General features: G+C 33.9%; 18 protein-coding genes and 1 other annotated feature. Of the genes, 17 read left to right on the forward strand and 1 reads right to left on the reverse strand.

The window, feature by feature from the left end; all coding sequences use genetic code 11:
- The first annotated feature begins 268 nt into the window (after positions 1-268).
- The 5 genes from ACWG42_RS04890 to ACWG42_RS04910 all read left to right on the forward strand — a co-directional run bounded on the left by ACWG42_RS04890 (position 269) and on the right by ACWG42_RS04910 (position 3,288).
- The gene (locus tag ACWG42_RS04890; RefSeq protein WP_455790497.1) at positions 269-685 is read left to right on the forward strand and encodes a pyridoxamine 5'-phosphate oxidase family protein; all 417 of its coding nucleotides are present in this window, start codon (positions 269-271) and stop codon (positions 683-685) included.
- Positions 686-753: 68 nt separating this feature from the next.
- Complete coding sequence (locus ACWG42_RS04895) at positions 754-963, forward strand: DUF3784 domain-containing protein (RefSeq protein WP_455790498.1); 210 nt, start codon at positions 754-756, stop codon at positions 961-963.
- Positions 964-1,161: 198 nt separating this feature from the next.
- Positions 1,162-1,854: a 5'-methylthioadenosine/adenosylhomocysteine nucleosidase gene (locus ACWG42_RS04900; protein ID WP_455790500.1), complete on the forward strand. Its 693-nt coding sequence runs from the start codon at positions 1,162-1,164 to the stop codon at positions 1,852-1,854.
- An 87-nt stretch (positions 1,855-1,941) separates the two neighbouring features.
- Complete coding sequence (locus tag ACWG42_RS04905; protein ID WP_455790501.1) at positions 1,942-2,499, forward strand: GNAT family N-acetyltransferase; 558 nt, start codon at positions 1,942-1,944, stop codon at positions 2,497-2,499.
- Between the two features lie 30 nt (positions 2,500-2,529).
- Positions 2,530-3,288 carry a GNAT family N-acetyltransferase gene (locus tag ACWG42_RS04910; protein ID WP_455790503.1) on the forward strand — a complete coding sequence of 253 codons (759 nt, stop codon included), beginning with the start codon at positions 2,530-2,532 and terminating at the stop codon, positions 3,286-3,288.
- An 18-nt stretch (positions 3,289-3,306) separates the two neighbouring features.
- Here the strand turns inward: ACWG42_RS04910 and ACWG42_RS04915 are convergent, their stop codons facing one another.
- Entirely contained in the window at positions 3,307-4,368 is a 1,062-nt protein-coding gene (locus ACWG42_RS04915) for a GGDEF domain-containing protein (protein WP_455790505.1), read from the reverse strand.
- 161 nt (positions 4,369-4,529) lie between these two features.
- Between ACWG42_RS04915 and ACWG42_RS04920 the strand changes: the two genes are divergently transcribed.
- The 12 genes from ACWG42_RS04920 to hisG all read left to right on the forward strand — a co-directional run bounded on the left by ACWG42_RS04920 (position 4,530) and on the right by hisG (position 13,899).
- Positions 4,530-5,096: a sugar O-acetyltransferase gene (locus tag ACWG42_RS04920; protein WP_455790506.1), complete on the forward strand. Its 567-nt coding sequence runs from the start codon at positions 4,530-4,532 to the stop codon at positions 5,094-5,096.
- Complete coding sequence (locus ACWG42_RS04925) at positions 5,097-5,915, forward strand: purine-nucleoside phosphorylase (protein ID WP_455790508.1); 819 nt, start codon at positions 5,097-5,099, stop codon at positions 5,913-5,915.
- Between the two features lie 21 nt (positions 5,916-5,936).
- Entirely contained in the window at positions 5,937-7,259 is a 1,323-nt protein-coding gene (locus ACWG42_RS04930; RefSeq protein ID WP_455790509.1) for a replication-associated recombination protein A, read from the forward strand.
- A 145-nt stretch (positions 7,260-7,404) separates the two neighbouring features.
- Positions 7,405-8,025, forward strand: a complete 621-nt coding sequence (locus ACWG42_RS04935; RefSeq protein WP_455790510.1) for a TetR/AcrR family transcriptional regulator — start codon at positions 7,405-7,407, stop codon at positions 8,023-8,025.
- Entirely contained in the window at positions 8,022-8,912 is an 891-nt protein-coding gene (locus ACWG42_RS04940; protein WP_455790511.1) for an ATP-binding cassette domain-containing protein, read from the forward strand. The genes ACWG42_RS04935 and ACWG42_RS04940 overlap by 4 nt, the downstream gene beginning before the upstream one ends.
- A complete protein-coding gene (locus ACWG42_RS04945; protein ID WP_455790512.1) occupies positions 8,909-9,703 on the forward strand; it encodes an ABC transporter permease subunit in 795 nt (264 codons plus the stop codon). Before ACWG42_RS04940 ends, ACWG42_RS04945 begins: the two co-directional genes overlap by 4 nt.
- A 9-nt stretch (positions 9,704-9,712) precedes the next feature.
- Positions 9,713-10,498, forward strand: coding sequence for an ABC transporter permease subunit (locus ACWG42_RS04950; protein ID WP_455790514.1), 786 nt, complete (start codon positions 9,713-9,715; stop codon positions 10,496-10,498).
- A 165-nt stretch (positions 10,499-10,663) separates the two neighbouring features.
- Complete coding sequence (locus ACWG42_RS04955; RefSeq protein ID WP_455790516.1) at positions 10,664-11,017, forward strand: helix-turn-helix domain-containing protein; 354 nt, start codon at positions 10,664-10,666, stop codon at positions 11,015-11,017.
- 110 nt (positions 11,018-11,127) lie between these two features.
- Positions 11,128-11,274 carry a hypothetical protein gene (locus ACWG42_RS04960; protein ID WP_455790517.1) on the forward strand — a complete coding sequence of 49 codons (147 nt, stop codon included), beginning with the start codon at positions 11,128-11,130 and terminating at the stop codon, positions 11,272-11,274.
- A 63-nt stretch (positions 11,275-11,337) separates the two neighbouring features.
- Positions 11,338-11,748 (forward strand): DUF3795 domain-containing protein, encoded by a 411-nt coding sequence (locus tag ACWG42_RS04965; protein WP_455790518.1) that lies wholly within the window; start codon positions 11,338-11,340, stop codon positions 11,746-11,748.
- Positions 11,749-11,875: 127 nt separating this feature from the next.
- Positions 11,876-12,114: a binding site (T-box leader), on the forward strand.
- 37 nt (positions 12,115-12,151) lie between these two features.
- Positions 12,152-13,279, forward strand: a complete 1,128-nt coding sequence (hisZ, locus tag ACWG42_RS04970; RefSeq protein ID WP_455790520.1) for an ATP phosphoribosyltransferase regulatory subunit — start codon at positions 12,152-12,154, stop codon at positions 13,277-13,279.
- Positions 13,276-13,899 carry an ATP phosphoribosyltransferase gene (gene hisG / locus ACWG42_RS04975; protein ID WP_455790522.1) on the forward strand — a complete coding sequence of 208 codons (624 nt, stop codon included), beginning with the start codon at positions 13,276-13,278 and terminating at the stop codon, positions 13,897-13,899. Before hisZ ends, hisG begins: the two co-directional genes overlap by 4 nt.
- Positions 13,900-13,901 lie beyond the last annotated feature (2 nt).

Genomic DNA, 13,901 nt, shown 5'->3' on the forward strand with positions numbered 1-13,901 from the left:
ATGTTGTAGTAACTAGTACAGTATGATATGATAAACAATAGAAATAGGATTGTTGAGTATTATGAAACCATTTACGTTCTAAGGTGTGAACTGTGCAAAAAGTATGTGTCATCATTTGGACCCATGTGATAATGGTTGAAAATTCAAACGAATTATCAAAGGTAATCAAGAACGTTTTACAAGATTAATTTTTCTTTTTATGGTTTAACTAAGTTCAATAATCGTAGTTTAGCAACGCATCAATACGAAAGAATAGGGGATGGATTTTATGAAAAAATTCGCACAACAAATTGAAGAAATAATGAAAGAACGTTTTGGTAAAGATACAATTCTTGCGCTCGCAACGATAGATAATGAAAAGCCTTATGTACGAAGTGTAAATGCATATTATGAAGATGGTGCATTCTATGTTATTACGTATGCACTTTCTAACAAAATGCAACAGATAGAGAAGAACTCGATCGTTGCGATATCTGGAGAATGGTTTACGGCTCATGGAAAAGGAAGTAACTTAGGTTATTATAAAAAGAGAGAGAATCAAGAGATTGCGGAAAAACTAAACGTTGTTTTCGCTGAATGGATAGGGAATGGACATAATGATTTTGATGATGAAAATACCATAATATTATGTATAGAATTAACGGATGGAGTGCTACTATCACATGGCACAAGATATGAATTATAGTACGTTAGATGAAAAATGAAAATTAAGAAATAGTTAAAAGTTCGATTTATACAAAGAGGGCGGTTGCAATGAATACAGAAGAAACTACAACATTTATAATTCTGCTTATTCTATCTCTATGTGCCTTTATTATTTGCTGTTATCAATTCAAAGGAAAAGGTTTTTTGTTTAACAATGAATATTTATATACATCTAAAGAAGAGCGAGCCAAGATGAATAAAGATTTGCATTATAGACAATCTGCGATTGTGTTCCTTTTCATAGGTATAGTATGTTAGTTTTTTATGGTGAAGATTTTATTTCATATCGAATGGCTATATGTACTTATCATGTTTATCATATTAGTAATTATTATATTTGTGGTTATATCTTTCATTCAAATTGAGAGGAGAAAGTAGGAGTGTTAAATGTGACTATTCTGAATGAAATTAGGAATAGAAGTGTTGATTGTTACTGCTTTAAAGGAGGAGTGTAGTATGCGAAAAATAGGTATTGTATGTGCTAGTGATGAAGAACTAGCTCCCTTTCTGCAACATATAGAAAATGTTATTGTTACGAATAAAGCTATGTTGAAGTTTTATGAGGGACACATAAAGGGCATGCAAGTAGTCGCACTGTATAGTGGTGTTTGTAAGGTGAATGCAGCGATTGCAACGCAACTATTAATAGATACATACTCTGTTGTGGCAGTTCTTAATGTGGGTGTAGCAGGAGGAATGGATAGTAAGGTAGAACTTTTTGATACTGTGATTTCAACCCAAACCACGTATCATGATGTAGAGGAAGAAATCTTAACAGAATTTCATCCATGGTTGTCTTCTATTTATTTTGAAACAGACAAGAACTTATTAAAGATAGCAAGGCGTATATTTGATAAATGTCCAACCATTCATTTTGGTCGCATGATTACTGGAGAAAATTTTATAGAAGGTGATATGCGTGATAGCTTAAATGAAAAGTATTCACCTATATCGGTTGATATGGAAACTGCAAGTATTGCCCATGTGTGTTATGTAAATGCGATACCTTTTATGGCTATACGTTCCATTTCGGATACAGCAGGACATAACGGAATTGAAAACTTTGAAAATAACTGCAAACAGGCATCTAATGTTGCGAAAGATGTCACCCTAACCTTTTTGAAGCATTTAGACAGTTTTATAATATGAAACTGTTCCCTTCAATAAATAAACGTGTGAAGTATAGACTTATCACAAATTCATAAAGCTAAAAGAAATAGAAAAGGAGAGCAGGTTATGCTTACACATATAGGAACACAAACTTTAGAAACAGAAAGATTGATATTAAGAAAATTTACGAACGAGGATAGCATCTCGATGTTAGAACATTGGATTGCGGATGAAAAAATACAATTTATGTATGCAGAACCTGTATACACAACACAATCTGAAGTGAACAAACTTCTAGATAAATATATAAAATCATACGAGATGAAGGATTATTATCGTTGGGCGATCATTTCAAAAGATACAATGGAATGCATTGGTCAAATTGCGTATTTTCTAGTGGACAGTAAAAATCATTTTGCGGAGATTGAATATTGTATCGGATCGAAGTTTCAAAAAATAGGCTTAGCAACAGAAGCAGCTCGTGCGATTATTGCATTTGGATTTCAACAAATAAACCTGCATAAAATACAGATTTGTCATAAATCTATAAATATGGCTTCAAAAAGAGTCATTGAAAAATGTGGCTTTACCTACGAGGGAACATTACGAGACTATTTTTATATCGATGGGAAATATGTAGATCGATTATTTTATTCGATTTTAAGAAATGAGTTTCTAGGATGACTTGTATAAATAAATAAAAGGAGTTCACATATGATATATGAAGTAGTCAATAAACATAGTATTGCATATTTATTTCATGGTTGGCAGGAAAGTCTTATCACTTCCTGTCTACAAAATTGTATGGGAAAAGCATACTGTGATGATGTACACCATCCTCAAAGCGCAATGATTGTTGTAGATGTGTTTTGCTTTTTCGCAGGAAAGGTAAATGATGAACTCATACAAACTGCTTATCAAGATAAGGAGTTTATGATTCTTACACCTCAAAATGAAGAATGGGAAAAACAAATCATCCATATATGTAAGGATAAGGCGCATAAGGCTGTACGTTATGCGATAAAGAAAGAGGGAAACATATTTGATAAGGAAACTCTTGTTCAATATGTAGAATGCTTACCTGAAGGCTATTGTTTAAAAGTAATCGATAAAGCGTTGTATCATCAAGTGATGAGTCAAGAATGGTCAAAAGATTTATGCTCCGTGTTTCGTGATGTAGAAGAATATTTATCATTTGGACTTGGAGTAGTCGCAATAAAAGAAGGTGAAGTTGTATCAGGAGCTTCTTCTTATGTGTATTATAAACAGGGTATTGAAATAGAAATAGACACAAGACGTGATGAAAGAAGAAAGGGATTGGCTTTAGCTTGTGCAGCAAATTTATTACTGCTTTGTATAGAAAGAGACTGGTACCCTAGTTGGGATGCACAAAATAAAAATTCAGTCGCTCTCGCTGAAAAATTAGGTTATCATTTTAATAAAGAATATGTTGTATATGAAGTATATAAATAAGGTATAGCTTGGAATTTGCTATACCTTGTTTTTGTTTGCTTTATCAGCTTTTTTGTTTTCATACATTAACGCATCAATTTGATTGATAAACTCAAAGATACTGATTTGTGGTAAATATTTACCAATTCCAAAAGAGAAGTCTAAATGTATTTTATTCATTTCAACACGAGCCTGTAGAATACCTTCATTTACTTTTTCAAGATTGTCTTTCTTAGAAAGGACTACGAATTCATCTCCACCAATACGATATAAGCTACAAGATGGAACATGCTTATGCATAATATTCGTGAAGGTTATTAAGTAACGATCTCCTGCATCATGTCCATAAGTATCATTGATTGTTTTGAAATCATTAATATCTAATAATGCAATAATACATGATTTATGAGTATGCATACGGTCTAAATCTTTCATATAAACTGAACGATTATAGGCACTTGTAAGTGGGTCTAAAATAGAATGATTGATATTCAATAATAAGTAATACATGGGGAGTGATAAAGATGCCGCAACCCAAGAAAGGAAAAAATACCCAAATATAATCTCCATTATCATACCAAAGACAAGCAGGGTAATGATACTCGTTAAAAATAATCTCTCAATTAATCTTCCCTTAAGTCTTTGATGCCCTGTATACCAAATAAGTATACACATATAGAGGATTGTAGTTAAGAAAGGTAAGAAGAAGAGACTTCCCCGATCGTAGGTGTTAGAAGTGCTTATATTAAAAACGCAACCGTTCCATATGGAAATAAAACAAATAATCACATTCACAATCAAAGGAATGTATAGGGTAGAGGAAGATTTTTTCGCAATCGCGATTTTATATAGAAATAATGGTACCAGAGGACATACAGCAAAATTTATAAAGCTTGTGATCTTTCTTATATACCATATATTCCACAAATTATGAGATAAAAAATCGACACTGATTACAATAAGCATGAACAAGAATGTCAATGCAGATGCGATAAAATAAGATTTTTGTTTTTTATTGAAAATTGGATTATAGACGACAAGTGCAAGAAACATAAGCAATATCAAAAAAGGAAATAAATTACTATAAATAATTGTAATCATCTTGCACCTCCTTCACGCTAATGTGATATTTTTATTATATCATATTTATTAGAAATCATTAGCTAAAGGTAAATATAATACGTGTTTTTACTTTCATAAGTGGGTAAGATAAGGTAAAATAGAACTAGATATGTAAATGTAAGAAAAGGTTAGGAGTATATATGAGTGAAAAAGATAAAATGTTACAGGGTCAATTGTATGATGCTGGAGCGGATAAAGAATTGGTGAATGATCGTAGAAAGTGTAAGGATGTATGTTTTGCGTACAATAATTTACTACCTAGTGATTCAAAAGGGCATGATGAAATTCTTGAAGGATTGTTAAAGGAAAAAGGAGAAAGAGTGGAAATTATACAACCTTTTTGGTGTGATTATGGTTATAATATCACCCTTGGACATGATGTGTTTATCAACAATAATTGTACAATTTTGGATGGTGCAGAAGTTGTGATAGGGAATCATGTATTTATTGCGCCTGATTGTGGAATTCATACGGCAGGTCACCCCCTTGATATTGAACAACGCAATGCTGGCTTGGAGTATGCTTATCCAATAACCATTCAAGATAACGTGTGGATTGGGGCAAATGTTACAATTTTACCAGGTGTTACAATTGGAAAAAACAGTGTAATTGGTGCTGGAGCTGTTGTTAATAAAGATATTCCTGAAGGTGTGATAGCTGCTGGAAATCCATGCCGTGTATTAAGGAAGATAGAGGAGGCATCATAAATGTTTTATGAACAAGTAAAAGAGTCCGTAGATTATCTAAAGAAACATATACAAGGGGATGTGGATACGGGAATCGTACTAGGAAGTGGATTAGGTTCTTTAGTTGATGAAATGAGTGAGAAAATAATCATTCCCTATAATGAAATTCCACATTTTCCAAAATCTAAATTGGAGGGTCACGCAGGAAATCTAGTGTTCGGTGTTTTACAAGGACGTCATGTAGTGGCAATGCAAGGACGTTTTCATTATTATGAAGGATTTACGATGAAAGAAGTTACGTATCCTATCTATGTTATGAAGCTACTTGGGGTAAAAGAATTGATTGTGACAAATGCTTGTGGAGGAATCAATCCAAGTTTTCAACCAGGAGATTTAATGATTATTGAAGATTTTATCAATTCTGTTTGTGTGAATCCTTTGATTGGAGATAACGATGAACGATTTGGTCCACGTTTTCCAGATATGTCTGAACCCTATGCCAATCGCTTACGTGCACTTGCGAAAGAAGTTGCACAAGAATTAGAGATACCCTTCCAAGAAGGCGTCTATACGTTCTTTCAAGGCCCTTATTACGAAACAGCTGCAGAAATACGTTTTTATGCAAAAGGCGGTAGTGATGCGATAGGAATGTCCACTGTGCCAGAAACCATTGTGGCAAACTACTTAGGGATTGAAGTACTTGGTATCGCATGTATTACCAATATGGCAACTGGTATTTGTAAAGAGAAACATAGTCATGCAGGAGTATTAGAAACAGCAAATCGTGCAAGTGATCGCTTGTGCAAATGGATCAAAGGTATACTTAAACAGCTTTCTTAAATAAAGAATGGAAGTGATACAATGGAACAAGAATCCTTATTTTATCATCAAGAATCCATGGAACCTTTAGCAAATCGACTTCGTCCAGAGACCTTAGAACATTATGTTGGACAAAAGCACCTTTTAGATAAAGGAAAAGTCTTATGGAATCTAATCGAAAAAGATCAAATATCTTCCATGATATTTTGGGGTCCGCCAGGTGTTGGTAAAACCACCTTAGCAAGAATTATCGCAAATAAAACACAAGCGAAATTCATTAACTTTTCTGCGGTTACTAGTGGAATCAAGGAAATTAAAGAGGTAATGAAAGAAGCCCAAAGTGCTCGTGTCTTTGGAAGAAAGACAATTGTATTTGTGGATGAAATCCATCGTTTTAATAAGGCACAACAAGATGCTTTCTTACCTTATGTAGAACAAGGCAGTATCATCTTGATTGGCGCAACTACAGAAAACCCTAGCTTTGAAGTTAACTCAGCCCTTTTATCACGATGTAAAGTATTCGTATTAAAGGGTCTTCAACAAGAAGACTTGGTAGAATTATTAACCCATGCGCTACAAGATGAACGTGGATTTAAGGATCAAAATGTTCATATTAGCGAAGAGATGTTATCGCTCGTCGCATCCTTTGCGAACGGAGATGCACGAAGTGCCCTAAACACTTTAGAAATGCTGATCCTAAATGGAGAAGAACAAGAGGATGGCATTCATATCTCACAAGAAACATTAAAACAATGTATTTCTAAAAAATCTTTGTTGTATGATAAAACCGGTGAGGAACATTATAATATCATTTCAGCCCTTCATAAATCGATGCGTAACAGCGATGTCGATGCGGCAATCTATTGGCTAGCACGTATGATAGAAGCTGGAGAAGATCCTTTATATGTCGCAAGAAGACTCATTCGTTTTGCGAGTGAAGATATTGGTATGGCAGATAGTAGAGCACTCGAAATTTGTGTCGCTGTATATCAAAGTTGTCACTTTTTAGGAATGCCTGAATGCAACGTGCACTTAACACATGCCGTTACGTATCTATCCCTAGCACCAAAATCCAACGCATTATATATGGCATATGGAGCCGCTAAAGAAGATGCACTAAAGATGTTATCAGAACCAGTTCCTCTACAAATACGCAACGCTCCAACAAAGCTGATGAAAGAGCTACATTATGGAGAAGATTATCAATACGCGCACGATAGTGAAGACAAATTAACCAATATGCAGTGTATGCCAGATTCTTTGTTAAATCGCACCTATTATCATCCAACGACACAAGGTTCAGAGGCAAAAGTAACACAACGTCTTCAACAAATAAAAGAATGGAAAAAAACTCATCAAAAGTAAGATGGAAGGAGTACTACAACGCTCCTTTTTTTATATATTAAAAACACATAAAGATTTTATAAGGGGGCTTGTAAAAAATAGTCAATGCGTTAAAATGATATTGACCGTAGAGTTAAACCGACTTGGTCAATATAGGAGTTCGACTATGAATGAGAAATTTTTTGAACTATCAAATGAAAAGCGTACAAATATTATCAACGCCGCAATGGAAGTCTTTGGTAAGCATGAATATAAGCGTGCTGTTACGGATGAAATTGCCTCAAAAGCAGGTATTTCTAAAGGACTTCTCTTTTATTACTTTCACAATAAGAAAGAATTGTATATCTATGTTTGCCAATATTGTTTTGAACTTATGAAAACGTTGGTAATCGATGAACACTTTGATGAAATCACAGACTTCTTCGACTTAATGACGTATGGAGCTAATAAGAAAGTAGAACTTTTGCATAAGCATCCAGCAATTATGGAGTTTGTAATGCGCGCATATTATTCAAAGAATGAATCGATCAGTGATGATGTGAATAAAGATGTACAGAGTGAATTGGGAAAAAGTTATGAAACCTATTTTAAAAACATTGATTTTTCTAAGTTTAAAGAAGATGTCGATCCACGATATATCTTTCAAATGTTGGTATGGATGAGTGATGGCTATCTTCATGAATTGCAGAAAAGTAATCAACCAATTGATTTAGAACAGATTATGATAGACTTTAATAAGTGGAAAGAAATCTTTCGTACCATCATATACAAGGAGGAGTTTGTATGAGTACAATCATTGAAATAAAAGATTTAACTAAGAGCTATGGGAAACATAGAGGAATTGAACATGTGAATTTAACGATTGAAAAGGGAGAAATATTTGGATTTATAGGACCGAATGGTGCAGGGAAGTCTACTACCATTCGTACCTTACTAGGACTGATTCATCCAACGAGTGGTACCGCAACAATTTTTGGAAAAGACTGTATTGCATGTCGTGATGAAAATGCGAAAAACATAGGATACTTACCAAGTGAAGTGTTCTATTATGATCATATGAAAGTAAAAGATTTATTGGCATATTCCGCATCTTTCTATAAAAAAGATTGTAGTGCACGTATCAAAGAACTATGCGAATTATTAGAACTTGATGTAAATCGTAAAATAGAAGACTTATCTTATGGGAACCGTAAAAAAGTAGGGATTGTACAAGGGTTGTTGCATAGTCCAGAGCTTATTGTATTAGATGAGCCAACAAGCGGATTAGATCCCCTTATGCAAAATAAATTCTTTGAACTTATTCGTAAAGAAAATGAAAAAGGAGTTACCATTTTCTTCTCTTCCCATATCCTTGGAGAAGTGCAAAAGATGTGTGATCGAGTGGGTATTATCAAAGATGGAAAAATACTAAAGATTGAAACGATGGAAAATTTACGTATGAACACATATAAACGAGTGGATGTTATGTGTAAAGAAGACTCCATTTCTCAGATACAGACATTAACTGGAGTTTCACAGTTTGTAAAGAATGAGGATCAATATTCCTTTATGTATAATGGAAACTTAAATGAATTATTGAAAGAACTTAGTAAACATACACTTGAAAACCTGGAAATACACGAACCTGATTTAGAAGATATCTTCATGCAGTACTATGAGGAGGAGCGTCTATGAATATCTTTCGCTTTGAATGCCGAAGATATTTCATATCCACTCTAATATGGGCATTGTCTTTAACGGTTTTTGGATATATATGCATACAATTATTTGTTTCATTTTCTTCCGATGTGAAGTTTTTTGAAACAATGTTGAATGCGTATTCACCAGAAATGCTAAAAGCATTTGGAGCACAGCTTTCTACCATTAAAACCTTGCCTGGATTTTATAGTTTTTGTTTTATGTATATCGTTGCGGCTGCGGCATTTCAATCTACGTACTTGGGATTACATGTGATCGGCAAGGAAATGAGTGGGAAATCAGCGGACTTTATATTTACAAAACCATGTACACGTCAAAAAATTCTTACATGTAAATTAGCTAGTATTCTTTTATGTTTGTTGTTAACGAATCTTATTTATAGTACTGGAAGCATGATAAGTGCGAGTCAAACAGGATTGCAGTTTGATAAAGATATGATGTGGATGTTGAACCTTTCTATGTTGTTAACACAGTTGTTGTTTATGGCTTTGGGATTTTTATTGGCTTGTGTGATGAAAAAGATTAAAACACCACTAGCTTTAACAACAGGTATTGTAAGTGCATTTTTCTTATTACAGATGGTAGTGAATTTAGAACCTGATGGAATTTTATCTTATGTATCCTTTCTAAGCTATGTTTCTGCCGATTCTGTTGTCGCAAATCAGGGATTTGAAATAGTGAAATTAAGTATCTTAGTAATCCTAACCATCGCGTTTTTATCTGCTGGATATCTCTTTTTCAAGCGTAGAGATATTCATGCATTGTAGGAGGTTTCTATGAATATAATTTTGAGAGAATGGAAATCGTATGTACGTCAAACTACGTATTGGATGATTGGTTTGTTTTTACTTCTCTTTATTTCGTTTTATAAGATGGATGGGTTATCAAGTACACCAGGGGGAATTCAAACGATTCTAGAATCGTTACCTCCAGCGTTACAAGTATTCTTTGGATCAGCAAGTGATATGGGAACAGGGATTGGTATTTATCAAATGATTCACTTGTATTTAGCAATTGCCCTATCTTTGCATGCAGTGATTTTAGGAGCGCATATTTTTGCGAAAGAAGAACATGATAAAACCTTTGAGTTCTTATATGTGAAGGGTGTGAAAAGAATACGGATCCTTTGTGATAAGATTATCGCGGGCGTTGTGATTTTACTTGTATTAGATGTCGTATGTGTACTAGGTGTCTATATGTCTATTGCGATGATGAATATGAATCTATCCTTTATGGATTTACTTCCTTATATGAGTGCACTTTGTATGATGCAACTCTTCTTCTTTTCAATGTCGTTACTCATCAGTTTACTTATGAAGCAAAATCAAAAGGCAGGAGCGATTGGATGTGGTATTGTTTTTGTTATGTTTATGATTACGATGTATGGAAAAATGGGAGGAAATGTAGAAGTACTTGATAAGTTATCCTTATTTCATTATACGGATGCTAGCTATATCCAAGGAAATGATATGTTTTCCATTCCAACCTTATGCATTGCAATACTAATATTGGTAGGATGTATAGGGTCACAGTGGATTCATGAACGTAGAGATTTATTGTAAAGAATGTAAGGTATGACTTGGCAAGTCATACCTTTTTCTGTATCATATCAATATACAAAATATGTATAATTCGACAAATAGATACACGGATTACTTTTAATTATTCTATACTGGCGAATATTCCATAAAATTCCATTATAATTATGTCGAAGTTGGTGAGGAATTATGAAGAAAGTTACAGAAATCAATCTGACTGTAGGAAAAGCCATTCGTGATGGTCTACAGCACAAAAAGTTAACACAAGGGGATTTAGCAAACATTGTTGGTTCAACGCAACGTTCCATCTCATCTTATGTAAATGGAACTGCACAACCACCACTAGATATTTTAGTAAATATTTGTCGTGCATTGGAAATCAATCTCAATCAGATTTTACGTATTCCAGATTATGAAACGCCTTATCGTCTATTAACAGACCCTAAAGAAATCGCCTATCTGAAAATATTAAGCGGTATTCCAGATGAGCGAAAGGAAGAATATCTAGAGATTTTGTTAAGAATTCGCGGTTTACTGAAATAGTAAATCGCTTTTTTTTTGAAAATATGACGTACTGGTCTTTTTATATTATAAATCGTATTTACAAATCTTTCTCATGGTTTATACTATATATAGCAAAGGTTGGGATTAAGATGGAAGAAAAAGTACAAATAGAAGTAAATCAAGAAGAATATAGTATCATAGAATTTTATCGTCAGCTTCCTGAAGCTAAGCAAGATAAGTTCATGAAACTGTTATATTCCTTGCGCAAAGTCTTATTAGAAGAAAAAGATATATAAACTCTTTTAAAATGCCACAAGAACTGTTACAATAACTATAAATGATAAACAGAGGTAATGTATATGAATGAAAAAGATATCATCGAAAGCATTGGCTATTGTGGACGCGTATGTGCCTTATGTAAGGACGCAAAGTATTGTGAAGGTTGTAAGTCAAGACATGCGACAAAGTCAAGACATGAGAATAGTGAAGGATGTTACCAGTACCAATGTTGCCATAAAAAGGGTATACAAGGTTGTTGGGAATGTGATGATGCTCCTTGTGATAACGATATGTTTTCTACACAACGAAATTTACGTTATCGTGCATTCATAAGATTTGCGAAATATGAAGGTGTTGAAGAACTTGGAAAGTGTGTATTTATCAACCAAGTAAGTGGTATTAAATATGGAGATGATAAGGATTATGATCATTTTCAAAAAGAGAGTGAAGTCGTTGGATTGTTAACGAAACATTATTTAGTAAATGATTGATATAAAGGCCATGGTTGTCATGGTCTTTTCTTTTGAATGAAAGAAAATGATATGATTACACAAATAATGAAAATATTTCATAAGAATGATTGACATTTTCATTAATAAGAGATAGTATATATACATATACAATGCAATGATAAGAAATAGTAGGAATATGGACATTCAAGAGAGTTTTCGGTTGGTGTAAGAAAACATGGTAAGTATTGTGAACACATCTTTGAGCAGTAAAGGCGAAATGAGTAGTCTTTATCGGAATCCCTGCACCCGTTATCGTGCTAGAGTATGATAGTACTCGAAGAGGTTGATATCGTGAGGTATCAATAAAATAAGGTGGAACCACGTAAGGTAACTTTCGTCCTTTGGATGGAAGTTTTTTTGTATATAAAGAGGAGGAAAACTTATGAAACAATTTCGTATACCAGAGGGCACAAGAGATTTAATTTTAACAGAAAGCAAGATGAAAAGAATACTAGAAAGACGCATTGAACAAGTCTTTGATAGTTATGGTTTCCAAGAAATCATTACACCATCCATTGAATACTATCAAACCTATCAAACGGGATTTGAAACAGTAAAAGATGAACAGATGTACAAATTCTTTGATCATAATGGAAGCATTCTTACATTGCGTATGGATATGACTGTACCTATTGCTCGTGTAGTTACTACAAAATTTAAAGATCAAAAGCCACCATTTCGTTTTCGCTATTGTGCAGATGTATTCAAAGTAAAAGAATACTTTGCTGGAAAACGTAATGAAGTTAGTGATTGTGGAGTAGAACTCATAGGACTAGAAGATTATGAAAGTGATTTAGAAATGCTTGTATGTGCATTGGAAGTCATGGATGCGATGAAACAGGATTCCTATACTCTAGAAATCGGTAATGTAAACTTCTTTATGCAAGCTTGTAAAGACCTTTCTTTAGCAAATGATACAATAGAAACATTAGCTGATTTCATCGATCGTAAAAGCATGATAGAGCTAGAAGAATATTTGACATCTCTAGATCTTAACGAGGGAGATAAAACGTTCTTCTTACAGCTTCCTTGGCTATGTGGAGATGGTGCTATCTTAAAAGATGCGCAAGCCTATTGTTTCAATGAACATTTAAAGGCAATCTTAGAAAACCTGCAATTGATTGATGCTCAACTATGTGAACTTGGCTTCGAAGGAAAATTCACCTTTGATTTAGGAAAGGTACCACATTTAAATTATTATAGTGGCATCATATTTGAAGGCTTTGTAGAAGGTATTGGGACATCTGTGTTAAGTGGAGGTCGTTACGATACTTTATTAGAAAAGTTTGGAGAAGCGATGCCTGCCATTGGGTTCTCCGTAAAGCTTGATTATGTATTGCCTGTACTTACATTAGAAGATGATGAAAAAGAGACCGTGATATTATGTTATCCAGTGTCAAAGAAAGTGGAAGCACTTCGTTTAGCAAGTGAAATGCGTAAACATAGTCGTGTACAATTATTGACACAAGATCGAGAAGACATTGTCATGATCAAGGAGGAAAACGTATGAGTATATCCATAGCTCTAACAAAAGGTAGATTAGAAAAAGATACTGTTAAAATATTAGAGAAGAACGAGTATGGTATTGCCTGCTTGAAAGATAAAGGAAGACAACTTGTATTTCAAGATTCTAAGAAGGACATTCGTTATTTCCTTGTGAAGGCAAACGATTGTATTACGTATGTTCAACATGGTGTCGCAGACATTGGTGTTGTAGGAAAAGATACTTTATTAGAAGGAGATAGTGATTACTATGAGATGTTAGATCTTGGAATTGGAAAATGCAAGTTTATCGTCGCAGGACTAAAAGATCAAAACCCATTTGATAAAGTAGGACATATTAAAATAGGAACGAAGTATCCACATATCGCAAAGAATTACTTTCTTGAAAAAGGATTGGATGTAGAATGTATTAAAATCGATGGTTCTGTAGAACTAGCTCCTATCTTGGGGTTATGCGATGGAATTGTCGATATTATGGAAACAGGTACAACCTTAAAAGAAAACGGGCTTGTTGTATTCGATACTGTGTGTGAAATTAGTGCACGAGTAATTGTGAATAAAGCGAGCTTTAAATTGAAGAGAAAAGAAATCATGGAGATATTAGAAGATTTAAAGAAAGGGGCGTAAGG

It is taken from the genome of Amedibacillus sp. YH-ame10, from assembly GCF_053848885.1.

What these genes read in the sequence shown, in the direction of transcription:
- ACWG42_RS04890 (WP_455790497.1), top strand. Translation starts at nt 269, where the DNA reads ATGAAAAAATTCGCACAACAAATTGAAGAAATAATGAAAGAACGTTTT.
- ACWG42_RS04895 (WP_455790498.1), top strand. Translation starts at nt 754, where the DNA reads ATGAATACAGAAGAAACTACAACATTTATAATTCTGCTTATTCTATCT.
- ACWG42_RS04900 (WP_455790500.1), top strand. Translation starts at nt 1,162, where the DNA reads ATGCGAAAAATAGGTATTGTATGTGCTAGTGATGAAGAACTAGCTCCC.
- ACWG42_RS04905 (WP_455790501.1), top strand. Translation starts at nt 1,942, where the DNA reads ATGCTTACACATATAGGAACACAAACTTTAGAAACAGAAAGATTGATA.
- ACWG42_RS04910 (WP_455790503.1), top strand. Translation starts at nt 2,530, where the DNA reads ATGATATATGAAGTAGTCAATAAACATAGTATTGCATATTTATTTCAT.
- ACWG42_RS04915 (WP_455790505.1), bottom strand. Translation starts at nt 4,368, where the DNA reads ATGATTACAATTATTTATAGTAATTTATTTCCTTTTTTGATATTGCTT.
- ACWG42_RS04920 (WP_455790506.1), top strand. Translation starts at nt 4,530, where the DNA reads ATGAGTGAAAAAGATAAAATGTTACAGGGTCAATTGTATGATGCTGGA.
- ACWG42_RS04925 (WP_455790508.1), top strand. Translation starts at nt 5,097, where the DNA reads ATGTTTTATGAACAAGTAAAAGAGTCCGTAGATTATCTAAAGAAACAT.
- ACWG42_RS04930 (WP_455790509.1), top strand. Translation starts at nt 5,937, where the DNA reads ATGGAACAAGAATCCTTATTTTATCATCAAGAATCCATGGAACCTTTA.
- ACWG42_RS04935 (WP_455790510.1), top strand. Translation starts at nt 7,405, where the DNA reads ATGAATGAGAAATTTTTTGAACTATCAAATGAAAAGCGTACAAATATT.
- ACWG42_RS04940 (WP_455790511.1), top strand. Translation starts at nt 8,022, where the DNA reads ATGAGTACAATCATTGAAATAAAAGATTTAACTAAGAGCTATGGGAAA.
- ACWG42_RS04945 (WP_455790512.1), top strand. Translation starts at nt 8,909, where the DNA reads ATGAATATCTTTCGCTTTGAATGCCGAAGATATTTCATATCCACTCTA.
- ACWG42_RS04950 (WP_455790514.1), top strand. Translation starts at nt 9,713, where the DNA reads ATGAATATAATTTTGAGAGAATGGAAATCGTATGTACGTCAAACTACG.
- ACWG42_RS04955 (WP_455790516.1), top strand. Translation starts at nt 10,664, where the DNA reads ATGAAGAAAGTTACAGAAATCAATCTGACTGTAGGAAAAGCCATTCGT.
- ACWG42_RS04960 (WP_455790517.1), top strand. Translation starts at nt 11,128, where the DNA reads ATGGAAGAAAAAGTACAAATAGAAGTAAATCAAGAAGAATATAGTATC.
- ACWG42_RS04965 (WP_455790518.1), top strand. Translation starts at nt 11,338, where the DNA reads ATGAATGAAAAAGATATCATCGAAAGCATTGGCTATTGTGGACGCGTA.
- hisZ (WP_455790520.1), top strand. Translation starts at nt 12,152, where the DNA reads ATGAAACAATTTCGTATACCAGAGGGCACAAGAGATTTAATTTTAACA.
- hisG (WP_455790522.1), top strand. Translation starts at nt 13,276, where the DNA reads ATGAGTATATCCATAGCTCTAACAAAAGGTAGATTAGAAAAAGATACT.